The following is a 15989-nucleotide window of genomic DNA, read 5'->3' on the forward strand; positions in this document are numbered from 1 at the left end:
GTTCGGGACTCTTAGGGGATTTGAGGTTTCCCTGAGGTACGGGCAGGGGAGGACACCTCACACCCCACGATCACGCCGTGTGCGTCGCACGCCGCCATCCTGCAGTCCCCCGCAGGCAGCGCCGCGTGATCGTGTCTCCGGGGACCCTGAGCCGCAGGAGATCCCCTGGCACACCCCCGTGCCACCCGACCCGACCTACGACGAGGGGGCGCACATGGACGCTTTCACCGCAGGACTCCTGCAGCGCATAAGGACCACCGAGTCCGACCTCTACCGGGCTCGCGAGACCGGCGACGACTTCCTCGCGGATGTCGAGCAGGCCGAACTGGACGACCTGCATCGCCTCGCCGCCGAGCACGGCGTGGAGGTCGACGCCGCGCGCGTCTGATCTCTGATCCGTCACCGCAGGTGAAGGTGCCCCGGACCGCGAGGTCCGGGGCACCTTCGCGTCCGCGCCCGCCGGGCCCCGAAGGGCCCTGGGCGGGCACAGGGCGGCCGGGCGGGCCGCCGGCGCCCCGGGTCAGTCGTGCCAGGCCCCGAGTTCCTCCAGGAGCGGCTGGAGGCGTTCGAAGACGCCGGGCGAGGCGGCGAGGGTCAGCTCGGAGGACGGGGGCGAGCCGGGCCGGCCGCCGGTGAGCGCCCCCGCCTCACGGGCGATCAGGTCTCCCGCGGCGAAGTCCCACGGGTTCAGCCCGCGCTCGTAGAACGCGTCGAGCCGGCCGGCGGCGACGTCGCAGAGGTCCACCGCGGCCGAGCCGCCGCGCCGGATGTCGCGCAGCAGCGGGATCAGCTGCTGGGCGACTGCGGCCTGGTGCGCGCGCACGGTCCTGACGTAGTTGAAGCCGGTGGACACCAGGGCCTGCTCCAGCGGCGGCGAGGGCCGGCAGGCCAGGCGCACCTCGCCGCTGTGGGCGCCGCCGCCGAGGACGGCGTGGAACGTCTCGCCGCGCATGGGGACCTCGACGACGGCCGCCACGGTCTCGCCGTCGCGCTGCGCGGCGATCGACACGGCCCAGGTCGGCAGCCCGTACAAGTAGTTCACCGTGCCGTCGAGCGGGTCGACGACCCAGCGCACGCCGCTGGTGCCCGCGGTGTCCGCGCCCTCCTCCCCCAGGAATCCGTCGTCGGGCCTGCGGTCGGCGAGGAAGCCGGTGATCAGCTTCTCCGCGGCGATGTCCATCTCGGTGACGACGTCGACCGAACTCGACTTGGTCGCCGCCACGCCGAGGTCGGCGGGCCGGCCGTCGCGCAGCAGCTCACCCGCGCGCCGGGCGGCCTCGAGGGCGAGATCCAGCAGCTGGGCGTTGAGCGGATCGGTCACGGCACTCCTCAGGCGTAGGGGCTGTCGGCGCCCGCGGCGGCGGGACGCGGGGCGCGGGCCGGGCAGCAGCCCACCGGGCACACGTCGTGGCTGGGGCCGAGCGAGCCCAGCGCGCAGCGCTCCACCGCGCTGCCCCGCTCGGTGGCCGCGCGCTCCAGCAGGAGCTCGCGGACGGCGGCGGCAAAACGCGGGTCGGCCCCGACGGTGGCGGAGCGCGCGACCGGAAGGCCGAGCTCCGCGGCCTTGGCCGTGGCCTCGGTGTCGAGGTCGTACTTGACCTCCATGTGGTCGGAGACGAAGCCGATCGGAACCATCACGACTCCGGGGACGCCCCGGCCGTGCAGCTCCTCCAGGTGGTCGCAGATGTCCGGCTCCAGCCACGGGACGTGCGGGGCTCCGCTGCGTGACTGGTAGACGAGCCGCCACGGGTACTCGACGCCGGTCTCCTCGCGCACGGCCTCGACGATCACCCGCGCGACGTCCAGGTGCTGCCTGACGTAGGCGCCTCCCTCGCCGTGTCCCTCGACGGGCCCCGAGGTGTCGGCGGCGGTGTCGGGGATGGAGTGCGTCGTGAAGGCGAGGTGCGCGTGCGGGCGCACCTCCTCCGGCAGTCCGGCGAGCGACTTCAGCACGCCGTCCACCATGGGCCGGACGAATCCGGGGTGGTTGAAGTAGTGCCGCAGTTTGTCCACGCGGGGCGGTTCCAGGCCCTCCTCCGAGAGCCGGGCGAGCGCGTCCGCGAGGTTCTCGCGGTACTGCCGGCAGCCGGAGTACGAGGCGTAGGCGCTGGTGGCCAGGACGGCGATGCGGCGCCGGCCGTCGGCGACCATCTCGCGCAGGGTGTCCGTCAGGTACGGCGCCCAGTTGCGGTTGCCCCAGTAGACCGGCAGGTCGAGTCCGTGTTCGGCGAAGTCCTTGCGGAGGACGTCGAGCAGTTCCCGGTTCTGCGCGTTGATGGGGCTGACACCGCCGAACAGGAAGTAGTGCTGCCCCACCTCTTTGAGCCGTTCCCTGGGGATGCCGCGGCCTCTGGTGACGTTCTCCAGGAACGGAACGACTTCGTCGGGGCCTTCCGGGCCACCGAAGGACAGCAGCAGAAGGGCGTCGTACGGGGAGGGGGACGGGGCCGCTGCGCGGTCCGCTTCACGCTGATCGGACATGTCCCCGATCCTCCCACCCGCCACCGACAGCGTGAAAACGACAACCGGGCGGTACGCCGCGGGGCGCCCCGCCCGGCCGCCGCACCCGAGGGCCGCACCGCTCCCCGGAAAAACGCGTATGCACCTGGGACGACATCGCCCGTAAGCTGTGTGGCGGACTGCATTCCTTACGGAGACATCTTGCCGAGCCCTTACCGCGCGATCTTCACCCTGCCCGGAACGAAGTCGTTCTCCGCGGCGGGCCTACTCGGCCGGATGCCGCTGTCGATGATGAGCATCGGCATCGTGACCATGGTCTCCCAGCTGACCGGCCGCTACGGGCTGGCCGGCGCCCTCGCCGCCACCGTCGCGCTCTCCGCCGCCGTGCTCGGCCCCCAGGTCTCCCGGCTGGTCGACCGCTACGGCCAGCGCCGCGTACTGCGCCCGGTCACCGCGGTCTCGCTCGCCGCGACGGCCGGCCTGCTGGTCAGCGCGAGGCGCGAGGCACCGGACTGGACGCTGTTCCTGTCCAGCGCCTTCATCGGCTGCGTGCCCAGCCTGGGCTCGATGGTCAGGGCCCGCTGGGCTGCCCTCTACGACGGCGCCTCCCGGGAACTGCACACGGCGTACTCGCTGGAATCCGTGGTCGACGAGATCTGCTTCATCCTGGGGCCGATCATCTCCATCGGCCTGTCCACCGCCTGGTTCCCGGAGGCGGGTCCGCTGCTCGCCGCCCTCTTCCTCGCGGCCGGGGTCCTCTGGCTCACCGCGCTGCGCGCGACCGAACCCGTCCCGCACCCGCGCGGGGAGCACGGCCGGGGCAGCGCGCTGCGCGCTCCCGGACTGCAGGTCCTGGTCGCCGCGTTCGTGACGGTCGGCACGGTCTTCGGGGCGGTGGACGTCGTCACGGTGGCCTTCGCCGAGGAGCAGGGCCACAAGGCGGCCGCGAGCGTGGTGCTGGCGCTTTACGCCCTGGGTTCGTGCCTGGCGGGGGTGGTTTTCGGCCTGCTGCACCCGAAGGGTCCCGCGGCCCGCAGGTGGGTGCTGGGCGTATGCGCGATGGCCGTGAGTATGATCCCCCTCCAACTGGTCGGGAACCTGCCGTTCCTGGCCGTGGCGCTCTTTGTCGCGGGCCTGTCCATCGCACCCACGATGATCACGACGATGGCCCTCGTCGGGCAGCACGTACCACGCGCGAAACTGACCGAGGGCATGACCTGGGTGAGCACCGGGCTCGCGGTCGGCATCGCGGTGGGGTCCTCGGCCGCGGGCTGGGTGATCGACACCGCGGGCGCGGGCACCGGGTACGTGGTGCCCGGTCTCGCCGGAGCCGCCGCGGTCGCGGTCGCGTTCCTGGGACACCGCCGGCTGCGCAGGCCGTCGGCTCGGCAGCAACGGGAGGGGCTGGCAGAGCATGACAGGAACGACCGTGACCACCGGGACGAACAGCACGTGGCGTAACTGGGCCGGGAACGTCTCCGCACGGCCCGCGAGGATCGTGGCGCCGGGCTCCGTGGAGGAACTGGCGGCTGCCGTCCGCCGGGCCGCCGAGGACGGGCTGCGGGTCAAGGCCGTCGGCACCGGGCACTCCTTCACGGCGGCCGCCGCCACCGACGGCCTGCTCGTGCGGCCGCAGCGCCTCGCCGGCATCCGTTCCGTCGACCGCGCCGCCGGCACCGTGACGGTGGGCGCGGGGATGCAGCTGAAGGTGATGAACCGCGCTCTGGCCGCTCAGGGCCTGTCGCTGACCAACATGGGCGACATCATGGATCAGACGGTGTCGGGGGCGACCAGCACCGGCACTCACGGCACCGGCCGCGACTCGGCCTCGATATCCGCCCAGATCAAGGCACTTGAGCTGGTGACGGCCGACGGTTCGGTGCTGAACTGCTCGGCGTCCGAGAATCCGGAGGTCTTCGCGGCGGCGCGGATCGGTCTCGGCGCACTGGGTGTGGTCACCTCGCTGACCTTCGCCGTGGAGCCGGTCTTCCTGCTCACGGCACGCGAGGAGCCGATGACCTTCGAGCGGGTCACCGCCGAGTTCGACGAGCACGTCACCGAGAACGAGCACTTCGAGTTCTACTGGTTCCCGCACACCGGCAACTGCAACACCAAGCGCAACAACCGCAGCCAGGGCCCCGCTTCACCGCTCGGCACGGTGAGCGGCTGGTTCGAGGACGAGTTCCTCTCCAACGGAGTCTTCCAGGCGGCGTGCACCCTGGGGCGCGCGGTGCCGTCCAGCATCCCGGCGATCGCCCGGATATCCAGCCGCGCGCTGTCCGCCCGTACCTACACCGACATTCCCTACAAGGTCTTCACAAGTCCGCGCCGGGTGCGCTTCGTCGAGATGGAGTACGCGCTGCCGCGGGAGGCGGCGGTCGGGGCCCTGCGTGAGCTGAAGGCCCTGGTGGACCGCTCCTCGTTCCGCGTGAGCTTCCCGGTGGAGGTGCGCACGGCGCCCGCCGACGACATCGCGCTCTCCACTGCCTCGGGCCGGGAGACCGCCTACATCGCCGTGCACCTGTACCGGGGCACTCCGCACCAGGGGTACTTCACGGCGGTGGAGCGCATCATGACCACCCATGGGGGCAGGCCGCACTGGGGCAAGATCCACACTCGTGACGCCGCGTATCTGGCGTCCGTCTACCCGCGGTTCGAGGAGTTCACGGCGCTGCGCGACCGGCTCGACCCTGAGCGGCTGTTCGCCAACGACTACCTGCGGCGGGTGCTGGGCGACTGACCACCCGAAAGGGTTGGGCGGAGACCGATTGCCCAACTACGCGCGGTTACGGTCCGAATGAAGCGGCTTACGGAGCGAAAAGTTCCGATTCCCGGGACCGTGTGAACCTCAACACCCGTACACCCACTCGGTTACCGGTTCCCGGTACTGGGCAAGTGATCGTCGTACGAAGTTCGGTGGCGCGGCGCACGACGGCCATGGTCCGAATGGAGTACTGTGACGAGCCCTGGGTCCGGTTTCCCGCAAGGGAGCAGGACCTTCGGGAGGGGGCCGAAGGCGGCACTCGATCCGGCGGCGCCGCGGCACCGCACGGGCGCCTGCTGCACAGAGCGACCGAGCTGGTCACTCTGCGTCGCAAACAGGTAACCGTGCCATAACGGCGCTTCAGGGCCCATGCCCGACACGCCGGGCAACTCGGCAAGGTTGTGGCAGGCTGCACCCGGGCAGGCCACACTCGACTAGCGGAAGCAGCGACGCACGTGACGTCGGCAGGCACCACCCGGGAGGTCCCCATGCCCGAACTGCGTGTCGTGGCCGTCTCGAATGACGGCACACGGCTGGTGCTGAAGGCTGCGGACAACACGGAATACACGCTTCCGATCGACGAGCGGCTGCGTGCCGCCGTCCGCAACGACCGTGCCCGCCTCGGCCAGATCGAGATCGAGGTGGAGAGCCATCTCCGCCCCCGCGACATCCAGGCGCGGATACGTGCCGGCGCCTCCGCCGAGGAGGTCGCCCAGCTCGCGGGCATCCCCGTCGACCGGGTGCGCCGCTTCGAGGGCCCCGTGCTCGCGGAGCGCGCCTTCATGGCGGAGCGTGCCCGCAAGACCCCGGTGCGCCGCCCCGGCGAGAACGCGGGACCCCAGCTCGGCGAGGCCGTCACGGAACGGCTGCTGCTGCGCGGCGCCGAGAAGGACACCGTGCAGTGGGACTCCTGGCGCCGCGACGACGGCACCTGGGAGGTCCTGCTTGTCTACCGGGTGGCGGGCGAACCGCACTCCGCGAGCTGGACGTACGACCCGCCGCGGCGGCTCGTCCAGGCCGTGGACGACGAGGCACGCTCGCTGATCGGCGAGACCGACGACACGCCCGAGCCGAGCTTCCCCTTCGTGCCCCGGATCGCCCGGCTGCCCCGGGACCGGCCGCTCGACCGGGTCCCCGACCGTTCCGGCGGTCCGTCCTCGCCGGAACCGGCCGAGGAGAACGAGCGCGACTCGCTGACCAGCCTGCTGGAGGCGGTGCCGAGCTTCCGGGGCGACATGGTCGTCCCGGAGCGTCCGGCACCGGTGGAACCGGCTCCGGACGAGGAGCCGGTGTCCGCGCTCGCCGCGGAGGCCGAGGAGCCCCCGGCTCCCGCCGCGAGCGCCGGCTCGGCGTACGCGGACGTGCTCATGCCGCGCTCGGTCACCGGTCACCGCGACCGCCTCGTCGGCTCCACGGACCGGCAGGCCGAGGCCGACGGCGTCCGCCCGGGACGCCGCGCGGCGGTTCCGAGCTGGGACGAGATCGTCTTCGGCACCCGCCGCAAGAAGCAGGACTGACGACCGGGGCAGGTGTGCCGCCCGCCCGCACACAGGGCGGCCCGGCATGCCCCTGCACGGCCCGTCCGGTGCAACTGACCCACCGCACCCGCGGGACAGCGCCCGTCCGGCCGGTTCCCCCGCGCGCCGGGCCGCCCCACCGCACCCGCGGGACGGCCCCGCCCGGTCGGCGCCCCCCCCGCTATGTTTTCCGCGGTCCTGCAACGGGGCCGCTGGCCTCCGGGCCCGGTATGACTGTGTCCCCCTGTCGATGGGATGACCTGGGGGGTGGTGTCACCGGGCCCGGGAGGTGCCGTCGGAGACGCTGATGAGAGGTCCGGCCGCCACCCGGTCCGGCGCAATGCCGGACAGCTCGCGGATGGCAGGTCTGCATAACGTGGATGCGCGCGTACGACACCGATGCCGAGGCCGGCACCGTCAACACCCCGGGAAGGGCGCGATGTTCGACACCGAAGGCGTGGGCGTGTTCCTCGGCCTGGACGTCGGAAAGAGTGCCCATCACGGGCACGGGCTGACTCCGGCCGGGAAGAAGGTCTTCGACAAGCAGCTGCCGAACAGCGAGCCGAAGCTGCGGGCCGTCCTCGACAAGCTCACGGCGAAGTTCGGCACCGTCCTGGTGATCGTGGACCAGCCCGCCTCGATCGGCGCCCTCCCGCTGACCGTCGCCCGCGACGCGGGCTGCCAGGTCGCCTACCTGCCCGGACTCGCCATGCGGCGGATCGCCGACCTCTACCCCGGCGAGGCGAAGACCGACGCGAAGGACGCCGCCGTGATCGCGGACGCCGCCCGCACCATGCCGCACACCCTGCGCTCGCTGGAACTCACCGACGAGATCACCGCCGAGCTGACCGTCCTCGTCGGCTTCGACCAGGACCTCGCCGCCGAGGCCACCCGCACCTCCAACCGGATACGCGGCCTGCTCACCCAGTTCCATCCCAGCCTGGAGCGCGTCCTCGGGCCGCGTCTGGACCACCAGGCCGTCACCTGGCTGCTGGAGCGTCACGGCTCCCCGGCCGCCCTGCGCAGAGCCGGCCGCCGCAGACTCGTCGAACTGATCCGGCCCAAGGCCCCGCGCATGGCCGCCCGGCTCATCGACGACGTCTTCGACGCACTCGACGAACAGACCGTGATCGTCCCGGGCACCGGAACCCTCGACATCGTCATCCCCACCCTGGCCGCCTCCCTGGCCACCGTCCACACCCAGCGCCGGGCCCTGGAAGCCCAGATCAACACCCTGCTGGAGGCCCACCCTCTTTCCCCGGTCCTGACGTCGATGCCCGGCGTCGGCGTCAGGACCGCCGCCGTCCTGCTGGTCACCGTCGGCGACGGCACCGGCTTCCCCACCGCCGCCCACCTGGCCTCCTACGCCGGCCTGGCCCCGACCACGAAGTCGTCCGGGACCTCGATCCACGGCGAACACGCACCCCGAGGCGGAAACCGGCAGCTCAAACGCGCCATGTTCCTCTCCGCCTTCGCCTGCATGAACGCCGACCCGGCCTCCCGCACCTACTACGACCGCCAGCGAGCCCGCGGCAAGACCCACACCCAGGCCCTCCTCCGCCTGGCCCGCCAACGCATCAGCGTCCTGTTCGCCATGCTCCGCGACGGCACCCTCTACGAACCCCGCATCCCCAAGGACGTCGAACTCGCCGCATGACCCCAGCAGGCCAAACCACCCCAAACCGAACCCGGGCGCCTTGACGAAAGACATAGAGGCACCCCCCCGGGACGCACCGCGTGGCCTGGCGCGGGACAGCGCCGTGCACGCGCGGCCGAGGTCCCCGCGCCGGACGACCGGACAGCCGGCACCCTCGCCGGACCGGGCCCCGCCCGGTCGACGCCACCCGCCCGCGCCTGCCGCCCGGCGGGGCAGCGTCCGCCCGGACGCACCCGCGAGGCCCGGTGGACCGCGCCGTGTCCGCGCGGCCGGGGTCACACGAAAGCCCCCGGCAGAACCACGTCCCTGCCGCTCGGACCGCATCCCGCGCCGGACGGGGCCGGCTCCCCGCGGCCCCTCCCCACTCGGGCGGTCCCCACCCGGGCGGCCCGCGCCGGGCCGGGCCCATGAGCGCGGCCCCGGGCCCGGCCATCACGGGTGACCGGAACGCGCTCCTGGTCGGGCGGCCCGCACACCCACCAGGCCTGGCCGAGCCGGGCGGAGCGCGCCTCGCGGGCCGTCGGCCGAGGCCGGCGTCCTCCGGGCGCCCCGGCCCGGCCGCGCGCGGGAAGCGTGCGGAGCCGCACAGTCGGGCGCGCGGGCAGACGACCGGTCAGCCGGGTTCGGGACCCGTGGCGACCGGGCGGGACGGGTCGGAGATCCACTCCGACCAGGAACCCGCGTAGAGCGCGGCCGGAATGCCCGCCAGGGTCAGCGCGAGGATCTGGTGCGCCGCGGAGACGCCCGAGCCGCAGTAGACGCCGACGGGCGCCGGGCCCGTGGCGCCCAGAGCGGCGAAGCGTTCACGCAGTGCCCCGGCGGGCAGGAAGCACCCGTCCTCCGCGACGTTCTGCGTGGTCGGTGCGGGCACCGCCCCGGGGATGTGGCCGGCCACCGGGTCGATCGGCTCGGTCTCCCCCCGGTACCGCTCGGCGGCCCGCGCGTCGAGGAGCAGTCCCGTCCTGGCCAGGGCCGCGGCCCCGTCCGCGTCCAGCAGTCCTAGCGCTCCCGGCTCGGGGACGAAGTCGCCCTCCCCGGGGGCCGGCACCTCCCGGGTCACCTCGCCGCCCGCGGCCGTCCACGCGGCGAGGCCGCCGTCGAGAACCCGTACCGACGGATGCCCGGCCCAGGTCAGCAGCCACCAGGCCCGGGCGGCCGCCCAGCCGTGCCCGCCGTCGTAGACCACGACGGGACGCGCGGAGGAGACACCCGCCCGTCGCATCGCGGCGCCGAAGGCGTCCGGGTCGGGCAGCGGCACGGTGTCGAGGTGTCCCAACCGGTCGGGCTGGTCGGGGTGGTCCTTGACGGGTTCCTGGCCGAGCTCGTTGACCTGCCTGGCCATGGCAGCCGCCTCGGCACCGGCACCCGGCCGGGTGCCGGGGGTGGACAGGGACGGCACTGCGGTTCCGACGGCGTAGGTGTCCATCAGGGCGATCGCGTGCTGGGGGCTCCGCGGCGGCGGTTCGCGGCCGCCGGGAGCGTGGATGCCCTTCGGCTTCGGCCACCGGGTGCCGGCCGGGGGCGGCGGATGCCGGTGGCCGTCGATGCGGCTCATGGTGGTGCTCCTCCCGGTGCCCAGTCGGCGGCTGGGCGGTTACGGCCGCGCCCTGACGGCGTCGGCCACGGGGGTGTTGTTCTGCTAGCCGCCGGCCAGCAGGACGAGATGGGCTGCGGCCAGGGCGCCCACGGCGGCGGCCGGCAGACAGCGGGCGGCCGGGTCGCCGCTGCGCAGGTGTACGGCGACGGCTCCGGCCATGAGCAGGACCAGGCCCGCTGAGGCGGCGGCACCGAGCGCGGTGATCCGCAGGCCGGCCAGCAGCCCGGCCGCGGCCGCCACCTCGAGAGCGCCCAGCAGGCGGTAGTGGTTGGTGGTCATGCCGACGTGGGCTGCGGCCTGGCGCATTGCGGGGACTGCCGCGAGCTTGGCCGACCCCAGCAGGAGGAAGACCGCGGCGAGGATGACGGCCAGGACGATGGTGGTGGTGCTCATGGAGGCTCTCTCTGTGCGGAGGGGATGGCTCGCCGCCGTCCGGAAGCGGGTCGATGCGGCCCGGTCAGGTGACGTGCTGGGCGGCGTACTGCCAGTCGAGGACGTACCGGTCGAGGGCTGCCGTGACCCTGCGCCGTACCGTCTCGTCGGCAGGGGCGGGCAGCACGACGCGGACACCGCCGTCGTGCGGTCGGCACACGATCAGTTCCGGGTCGCATTCCGCGCCCTGGGCGGCCAGTTCGGCGTGGACCGCGCGGCGGGTGGCGTCCAGGCGCAGGCCGAGCTTGTAGGGCTTGCCGACGGCGGTGAGCGGGATCGCGTCGATCACGAGCACCTCCCGCGGGGCGGCGGCGCGCTCGCCGACCCGTTCGGTGGCCCAGGTGAGCAGCTCGGCGGGATCCACGCGGGCGCCGGGGGTGAGGGCGACGTAGGCGACGGGCACCTCGCCCGCGTGCGGGTCGGGGCGGCCGACCGCTGCGGCGGCGGTGACCTCGGGGTGGGCGAGGAGGACGTCCTCGATCCCGGCGGGGTCGATGTTGTGGCCCCCGCGGATGATCAGGTCCTTGGCGCGGCCGGCCAGATGGACGAAGCCGTCGGCGTCGATGCGGGCCAGGTCGCCCGTGTCCAGCCAGCCCTCGCGGATCTTCCCGGCGGTCTCCAGCCTCGGCCCGTGGGCGGTGTGCTCGGCGACGTAGCCGGCGAAGACGGTGGGCCCGCTGACGGCGAGCACCCCGGTGGCGCCCCGCGGCAGGTCGTGCCACTCGCCGGTGTCCGGGTCGATGCGCACGGTCTTGACCTGCTGGTAGGGCAGGCGCCGGCCAACGCTGCCGGGCCGGGTGTGCCCCGGCAGGCCGAGGGCGGAGGCGCAGGTCGCCTCGGTCAGCCCGTAGCCCTCGCACAGCGGGATGCCGGTGTGCTCCTCGAAGGACTCCCGTACGGCGGGCGGCAGCGGGGAGGCGCCGACGGCGGCGAACCGCATGCTGGAGATGTCCGCGTCGACGGGGACGCGGGCGAGGACGGAGTACACGGTGGGCACTGCCGACATGGCGGCGATCCGGTAGTGCTCCACCAGCTTCCAGAACACTCCGTACAGCTCGGGATCGCGGTAGCCCAGCGGCCCCGCCCACACCACTCGCCGGCCTTGCAGCAGCGGGCCGAGCAGGGTGACGATCAAGGCGTTGACGTGGAACAGCGGCAGTGCCGCGAACATCGCCGAGCCCGTGTCGAGGGGGATGCTCGCGGCCACCATCCAGGCGTCGACGACCTCGTTGGTGTGCGTGTGCGCGGCGAGCTTGGGGGTGCCGGTGGTGCCGCCGGTGTGGAAGTAGGCGGCCAGGTCCTCGGCAGCCGGAGGTTCGATGTCCACCAGCTTGTCGGCGGGATGGGATGCGGCCAGCTCCGCGAGGTAGCCCACGCGTACCCCCTCGACGGGTTCGAGAGCGGGAGCGGGGCCGTCGGCCGTGGTGGGGGCCAGGGCCAGCAGCGCGTCCAGGCGCAGCGAGGCGGCGACCTGCCGGGCCGTGGCCCACACCTGCGCGTCCAGCTGCGGACCGGCGGCTATGAGCACGCGCGCGCCGCCGCGCCGCAGCAGCTGCTCGACGTGCTCGGGCGCCAGGCCCGGGTTCACCGGGGCGGCGATGCCCGCTGCCTGCGCGGCCAGCAGGGCGGCGGGGAGCTCGGCGGTGTTCGGTGCGAGCAGGCCCACGGCGGCGCGGCGGGTGACGCCGAGCGAGCGCAGCAGGTTGGCGGTGCGGTGCACCTGGTCGCGCAGCTGCGCGAAGGTCACGGTGGCGGGGCGGAGGAAACGCGCGGCATCGGGCAGTACCGTCAGGGCGGGGTGGCCGGGCCACAGGCGGGCGGCGCGGAGCAGGGCGTCGTAGGTGGTGGCGGGCAGGCCGCGCTCGTGCAGCGGGACGGCCTCGACGGCGGTCAGGTCCGCGGCGCTGTCGCAGGCGGGCCACAGCAGGTCGGTGGGTGTGAATGTCACCGGTGCGCCTTTGCAGGGTGAGGGATGGGGTCATGTGGCCGGCCCGGTACGGGGATGCCGGGCCGGCCGGTCCCGGGCGGGGGCCCGGGGGTCGTCAGCGGGCGCGCACCACCGTGCGCTGCTCGCCGAGGTCGAGTACGCCGTCGTCGGTCGCGATGCGGACCGTGACGACGTCGCCGTCCTTGAGGTAGTCGGGATTGGCCTGCTGGCGGGCGAAGAACTTCTGCCAGCGCTTGTGCGGGGGCAGCAGGGCGGCAAGTGTGGCCAGGAGCTTCCCCGGGGATTTCAGCGCGGTGCCGCCGGGGGTTCCGGTGAGCAGGACGTCGCCGGGGTTCAGGGTCTGGAAGCGGGCCAGCAGGGTGAGCGCCCTCGCGGGCCGGACGATCATGTCGGTGGTGGTGCAGTCCTGCCGGGTGGCCCCGTTGACCTTCAGCGTGAGCCGCAGGTCCGGCAGGCGGGCCAGGTCGTCGGCGTCGACCAGGAGCAGCCGGGGGCCGAGCGGGGTGAAGGTCGGGTACGACTTGGACTCGTAGAACTGGGTCTTGGGCAGCTGCAGGTCGCGGGCGCTGACATCGTCGGCGACGACCAGCGCGGCGACGTATTTCGCGAGGGTGGTGTCGGTGACCTCGGTGCCGACCGGCAGGTCGGCGCCCATCACCAGCCCGAGCTCGACCTCGTAGTCCAGGAAGCGCACGTGCGGCGGACGCACGATGTCCTGGTAGGGGCCGCTGACGGACCCGGAGGCCTTGCGGAAGAAGGCGGGCGGGACGGTGTCCGGGTCGAATCCGGAGTCCACCGCGTGGGAACGGTAGTTGACCATCTGCGCCACCACCCGGCAGGGGGTGGTGACGGGCGGCAGCAGCCCTGCTTCTCCTGCGGACGGCCCGGCGTCGGGGTCGGCCGCGGCGCGGGCGGCCGCGTCCTGCACGGCGGGGCGGTCGGCGAGCAGGCCGGCGGTGGTGTCCGCATCGGTGTCGACGCGGTGCAGCCGTCCTGAGCTGCTCTCCACCCACCAGCCGTCTGCGGTGCGGACGACCTGGACACTCATCGGCTCTCCTGAGTACTGGGCAGCGTCGACCGGGACGGCTCCCGCGAGCGGTCTCCGGTCGGAGTGATGAGAGCATCAGTTAAGATGAAGTAATCGTCAAGAGGTATCAGCACTGATTGAATACTCAGAACTGATCCACGGAGTAAGGTGTGGGATGACTACCGACGGACAGGGCATGGCTGGCAGCCGGACGCCCAACCGCCTGGACCGGCGCAAGGCGCGCACCCGGGCCGCACTGGTCGCGGCCGCGCAGAGGCTCCTCGCCGAGCAGGGGCGGGCCGATGTGAGCATCCAGGAGATCACCGAGGCGGCGGACGTCGGTTTCGGCACCTTCTACAACCACTTCACCAGCAAGGACGAGTTGTTCGACGCCGCCGTCGCGCTCACCCTGGATGAACACGGGGCACTTCTGGACTCCGTCGTAGGAGACCTGGAGGACCCGGCGGAGGTCTTCTCCGCCAGCGTCCGCCTGACCGGCCGGCTGCAGAGCACCCACCCGCAGATGGTCAGGATCTTCGTGCGCACGGGCATGCCCTACCTGACCTCCGAGAACGGCCTGGCCCCGCAGGCGATGCGGGACCTGCAGGCCGCCGCCGACAGCGGACGGCTGGACATCGACGACCCGCACACAGCCGTGGCCATGGCCGGCGGCGCCCTGCTCGGCGTGCTGCACCTCCTGGAGGCCCGCCCCGACCTCGATGCCGAGCGCGTCACCGATCAGCTGGCCGCCCGCCTGCTGCGCATGTTCGGCCTGACGCGCGCTGAAGCACAGGAGCTCGCCACCCGGCCCCTGCCTGCCCTGCCCGCGCCCTGACCTGGGCAGGCGCCGGTCTTCCTCCAGGTCCGCGACATCGCCGGCCGGAAGATCACCGAGGTGATCGAGAAGCCCGTCCGCGCGTCAGGTCACCCGCCCACGCCGGTGTCGTCGAGTCCGCGGATCGCCACGGCGGTCTCGACACCGCCGTCATGCAGCAGTTCCCGGATGCCGGAGAGGTCGATGAAGGCGGCGTCGAGGGGGTGCCTGGCCAGGCGCGAGACCGCGGTGCAGTGCTTGGCCAGCGAGCGCTTGCCCGGGATGAAGATCGACAGTTCGTCCCGGGCCTCGAAGATCTGCACCTCGACGTCGCCGGGCAGGGCCGCCACTGCCTTCTCGTCCGCCGTAATGGGGATCTTCACCAGCCAGTGCGGCCCCTCAGGGGTGAGGTTCTGCCTTCTTTGTTCCGGGGTTTCGATGGCCGGGGCCCGCCAGGGCGTCCCCGACACGACGGCTCCGCAGGACTCCACGGTCTTGACCACCTCCTGAACGGCGGTGAGCACGGCATCGGCCTGGTCCCAGTCGTCCCGGTCGCGCCCGGCCGGCGGGCCGGCCACCGGCTTCGACACCACGGTCGTGCCGGGTGCGTGGTTCAGGCGCACTTCAGGCCACGAGCCGAGGAGTTCACGCGCGTCGCTGATCGCATCGTCCTGGGCCTGCCGCCGGCGCCGCACCTCCATGCCGTGCTGCTCCAGCAGGGCGGGGGCCGCGTCCGGTTCGTCGAGGGCACGCCGGACGAGCTCGACGCTCATCCCGGTGCCGCGCAGGACGGTGATCAGCATGGCCCGCTCGACCTGGTCGAACGTGTACGAGCGGTAGCCGGTCCGCTCGTTGACGTCGGCCGGGACGAGCAAACCCTCGGAGTGGTAGAACCGCAGCGTCTGCGGCGACAGATGGCACATTTCACTGAAATCGCTGATCGACAACATGGCGCCATGCTCGCCCTTCCACCAACTGCAAGGTCAAGCGCCGACGATGCGCCGCGAGCGAAGGCCCTGCGTGGCGCCGCCGGGCGAACCGGGGCTGGTGGAGGCTCAGACGGCGGCCTGGGGGTGTGCCGGGCCGAGGTGGTGGATGGCGGTCCGTTCCGTGTGCGGAATGAGCAGGGTCCGCAGTTCGTCCGCCGCGGCCTTGAGGAGGTCGCCGTCACGGGTCGCGTGGAGGGTTTCGAGGACGAAGGCGACGTGGGCGGAGTCCTCGGTGACGCGGGTGCGGTGGGCGTCGCGGTGGTTCCAGTGGCGGGTCAGGACACCGGTGGTGTCGGCGTAGATGATCTCGCCGGGCCTGGGGTTCTCGATGGTGCCGGGTTCGCCGAGCGGTGTGAACACTTCACCGCCATCGGCGTAGCGGATGTCGATGTCGCCGGCGACGTGGTGCAGGTCGAAGGCGCCGGCGGGCAGGCCGTGACGGACGGAGACGGCGTTGTAGGAGTCGACGGCCGGGCTGATGCGCGGCAGCGTTCCCTTGTTGACGAGGCGGCGGCCGAGCGCGTCGACGCTGGGGCGGACGCGGCGGGGGTTGGTGCCGAAGGAGCGGTAGGCGGTGTGCCACGCCTCGATGCGCGGGTCACTGTCGCCGGCGGGCTGCCAGGTGCCGCAGGCGAGTTGCTGCTCCAGGTCCTCCAGGGCGGCAGTCGTGTCGGGCCAGGGTTCGCGGCCGCGCAGGCCGGTGGCGGTGACCAGGGCGATGAGGGTGCCGGGGAAGGCGTCGCAGACGGCGGGGGCGAGGCGGAAGACGGTCATGGGCTGGGGC

Annotated in this window: 14 protein-coding genes; 6 read left to right on the forward strand and 8 right to left on the reverse strand. The window is 73.0% G+C overall.

Going from position 1 to position 15989, the window contains the following annotated elements:
* The first annotated feature begins 214 nt into the window (after nt 1-214).
* Nucleotides 215-388 (forward strand): hypothetical protein, encoded by a 174-nt coding sequence (locus GUY61_RS21430; protein ID WP_166631843.1) that lies wholly within the window; start codon nt 215-217, stop codon nt 386-388.
* Between the two features lie 132 nt (nt 389-520).
* On the opposite strand, the gene GUY61_RS21435 is transcribed toward GUY61_RS21430, so the two are convergent.
* Together GUY61_RS21435 and GUY61_RS21440 are read right to left on the reverse strand one after the other, a co-directional pair.
* Entirely contained in the window at nt 521-1321 is an 801-nt protein-coding gene (locus tag GUY61_RS21435; protein WP_166631844.1) for an inositol monophosphatase family protein, read from the reverse strand.
* Nucleotides 1322-1329: 8 nt separating this feature from the next.
* The gene (locus GUY61_RS21440; protein ID WP_166631845.1) at nt 1330-2481 is read right to left on the reverse strand and encodes a ferrochelatase; all 1152 of its coding nucleotides are present in this window, start codon (nt 2479-2481) and stop codon (nt 1330-1332) included.
* Nucleotides 2482-2661: 180 nt separating this feature from the next.
* Here GUY61_RS21440 and GUY61_RS21445 point away from each other — a divergent pair, with 180 nt between their 5' ends.
* The 4 genes from GUY61_RS21445 to GUY61_RS21460 all read left to right on the forward strand — a co-directional run bounded on the left by GUY61_RS21445 (nt 2662) and on the right by GUY61_RS21460 (nt 8398).
* Nucleotides 2662-3921 carry an MFS transporter gene (locus tag GUY61_RS21445; protein WP_166631846.1) on the forward strand — a complete coding sequence of 420 codons (1260 nt, stop codon included), beginning with the start codon at nt 2662-2664 and terminating at the stop codon, nt 3919-3921.
* A complete protein-coding gene (locus GUY61_RS21450) occupies nt 3875-5200 on the forward strand; it encodes a D-arabinono-1,4-lactone oxidase (protein WP_166631847.1) in 1326 nt (441 codons plus the stop codon). The genes GUY61_RS21445 and GUY61_RS21450 overlap by 47 nt, the downstream gene beginning before the upstream one ends.
* 479 nt (nt 5201-5679) lie before the next feature.
* Entirely contained in the window at nt 5680-6741 is a 1062-nt protein-coding gene (gene sepH / locus GUY61_RS21455) for a septation protein SepH (RefSeq protein WP_313896773.1), read from the forward strand.
* Between the two features lie 439 nt (nt 6742-7180).
* On the forward strand, nt 7181-8398 hold the full coding sequence (locus GUY61_RS21460) for an IS110 family transposase (RefSeq protein ID WP_166631849.1): 1218 nt from the start codon (nt 7181-7183) through the stop codon (nt 8396-8398).
* Nucleotides 8399-9011: 613 nt separating this feature from the next.
* Here GUY61_RS21460 and GUY61_RS21465 read toward each other — a convergent pair.
* From GUY61_RS21465 to GUY61_RS21480, 4 genes are all read right to left on the reverse strand, one after another.
* A complete protein-coding gene (locus GUY61_RS21465) occupies nt 9012-9953 on the reverse strand; it encodes a sulfurtransferase (RefSeq protein WP_243766633.1) in 942 nt (313 codons plus the stop codon).
* Between the two features lie 84 nt (nt 9954-10037).
* Nucleotides 10038-10388, reverse strand: a complete 351-nt coding sequence (locus tag GUY61_RS21470) for a DoxX family protein (RefSeq protein ID WP_166631850.1) — start codon at nt 10386-10388, stop codon at nt 10038-10040.
* A 64-nt stretch (nt 10389-10452) separates the two neighbouring features.
* Nucleotides 10453-12375, reverse strand: a complete 1923-nt coding sequence (locus tag GUY61_RS21475; RefSeq protein WP_313896774.1) for an acyl-CoA synthetase — start codon at nt 12373-12375, stop codon at nt 10453-10455.
* Nucleotides 12376-12469: 94 nt separating this feature from the next.
* Entirely contained in the window at nt 12470-13423 is a 954-nt protein-coding gene (locus GUY61_RS21480; RefSeq protein WP_166631851.1) for a fumarylacetoacetate hydrolase family protein, read from the reverse strand.
* A 154-nt stretch (nt 13424-13577) separates the two neighbouring features.
* Here GUY61_RS21480 and GUY61_RS21485 point away from each other — a divergent pair, with 154 nt between their 5' ends.
* Nucleotides 13578-14237, forward strand: a complete 660-nt coding sequence (locus tag GUY61_RS21485) for a TetR/AcrR family transcriptional regulator (protein WP_166631852.1) — start codon at nt 13578-13580, stop codon at nt 14235-14237.
* An 89-nt stretch (nt 14238-14326) separates the two neighbouring features.
* On the opposite strand, the gene GUY61_RS21490 is transcribed toward GUY61_RS21485, so the two are convergent.
* Nucleotides 14327-15166 carry a MerR family transcriptional regulator gene (locus tag GUY61_RS21490; protein ID WP_166631853.1) on the reverse strand — a complete coding sequence of 280 codons (840 nt, stop codon included), beginning with the start codon at nt 15164-15166 and terminating at the stop codon, nt 14327-14329.
* Nucleotides 15167-15271: 105 nt separating this feature from the next.
* On the reverse strand, nt 15272-15979 hold the full coding sequence (locus GUY61_RS21495; RefSeq protein ID WP_166631856.1) for a B3/4 domain-containing protein: 708 nt from the start codon (nt 15977-15979) through the stop codon (nt 15272-15274).
* Nucleotides 15980-15989 lie beyond the last annotated feature (10 nt).

Origin of the sequence: Streptomyces sp. GC420 (genome assembly GCF_009916105.1) — a bacterium.
In the GTDB taxonomy this organism is placed as follows: domain Bacteria; phylum Actinomycetota; class Actinomycetes; order Streptomycetales; family Streptomycetaceae; genus Streptomyces.

Excerpts from the sequence above, each read along its gene's own strand:
- GUY61_RS21440 (WP_166631845.1), bottom strand. The coding sequence starts at position 2,481 with ATGTCCGATCAGCGTGAAGCGGACCGCGCAGCGGCCCCGTCCCCCTCC.
- GUY61_RS21430 (WP_166631843.1), top strand. The coding sequence starts at position 215 with ATGGACGCTTTCACCGCAGGACTCCTGCAGCGCATAAGGACCACCGAG.
- GUY61_RS21450 (WP_166631847.1), top strand. The coding sequence starts at position 3,875 with ATGACAGGAACGACCGTGACCACCGGGACGAACAGCACGTGGCGTAAC.
- GUY61_RS21460 (WP_166631849.1), top strand. The coding sequence starts at position 7,181 with ATGTTCGACACCGAAGGCGTGGGCGTGTTCCTCGGCCTGGACGTCGGA.
- GUY61_RS21490 (WP_166631853.1), bottom strand. The coding sequence starts at position 15,166 with ATGTTGTCGATCAGCGATTTCAGTGAAATGTGCCATCTGTCGCCGCAG.
- GUY61_RS21495 (WP_166631856.1), bottom strand. The coding sequence starts at position 15,979 with ATGACCGTCTTCCGCCTCGCCCCCGCCGTCTGCGACGCCTTCCCCGGC.
- GUY61_RS21470 (WP_166631850.1), bottom strand. The coding sequence starts at position 10,388 with ATGAGCACCACCACCATCGTCCTGGCCGTCATCCTCGCCGCGGTCTTC.
- GUY61_RS21485 (WP_166631852.1), top strand. The coding sequence starts at position 13,578 with ATGACTACCGACGGACAGGGCATGGCTGGCAGCCGGACGCCCAACCGC.
- GUY61_RS21465 (WP_243766633.1), bottom strand. The coding sequence starts at position 9,953 with ATGAGCCGCATCGACGGCCACCGGCATCCGCCGCCCCCGGCCGGCACC.
- GUY61_RS21480 (WP_166631851.1), bottom strand. The coding sequence starts at position 13,423 with ATGAGTGTCCAGGTCGTCCGCACCGCAGACGGCTGGTGGGTGGAGAGC.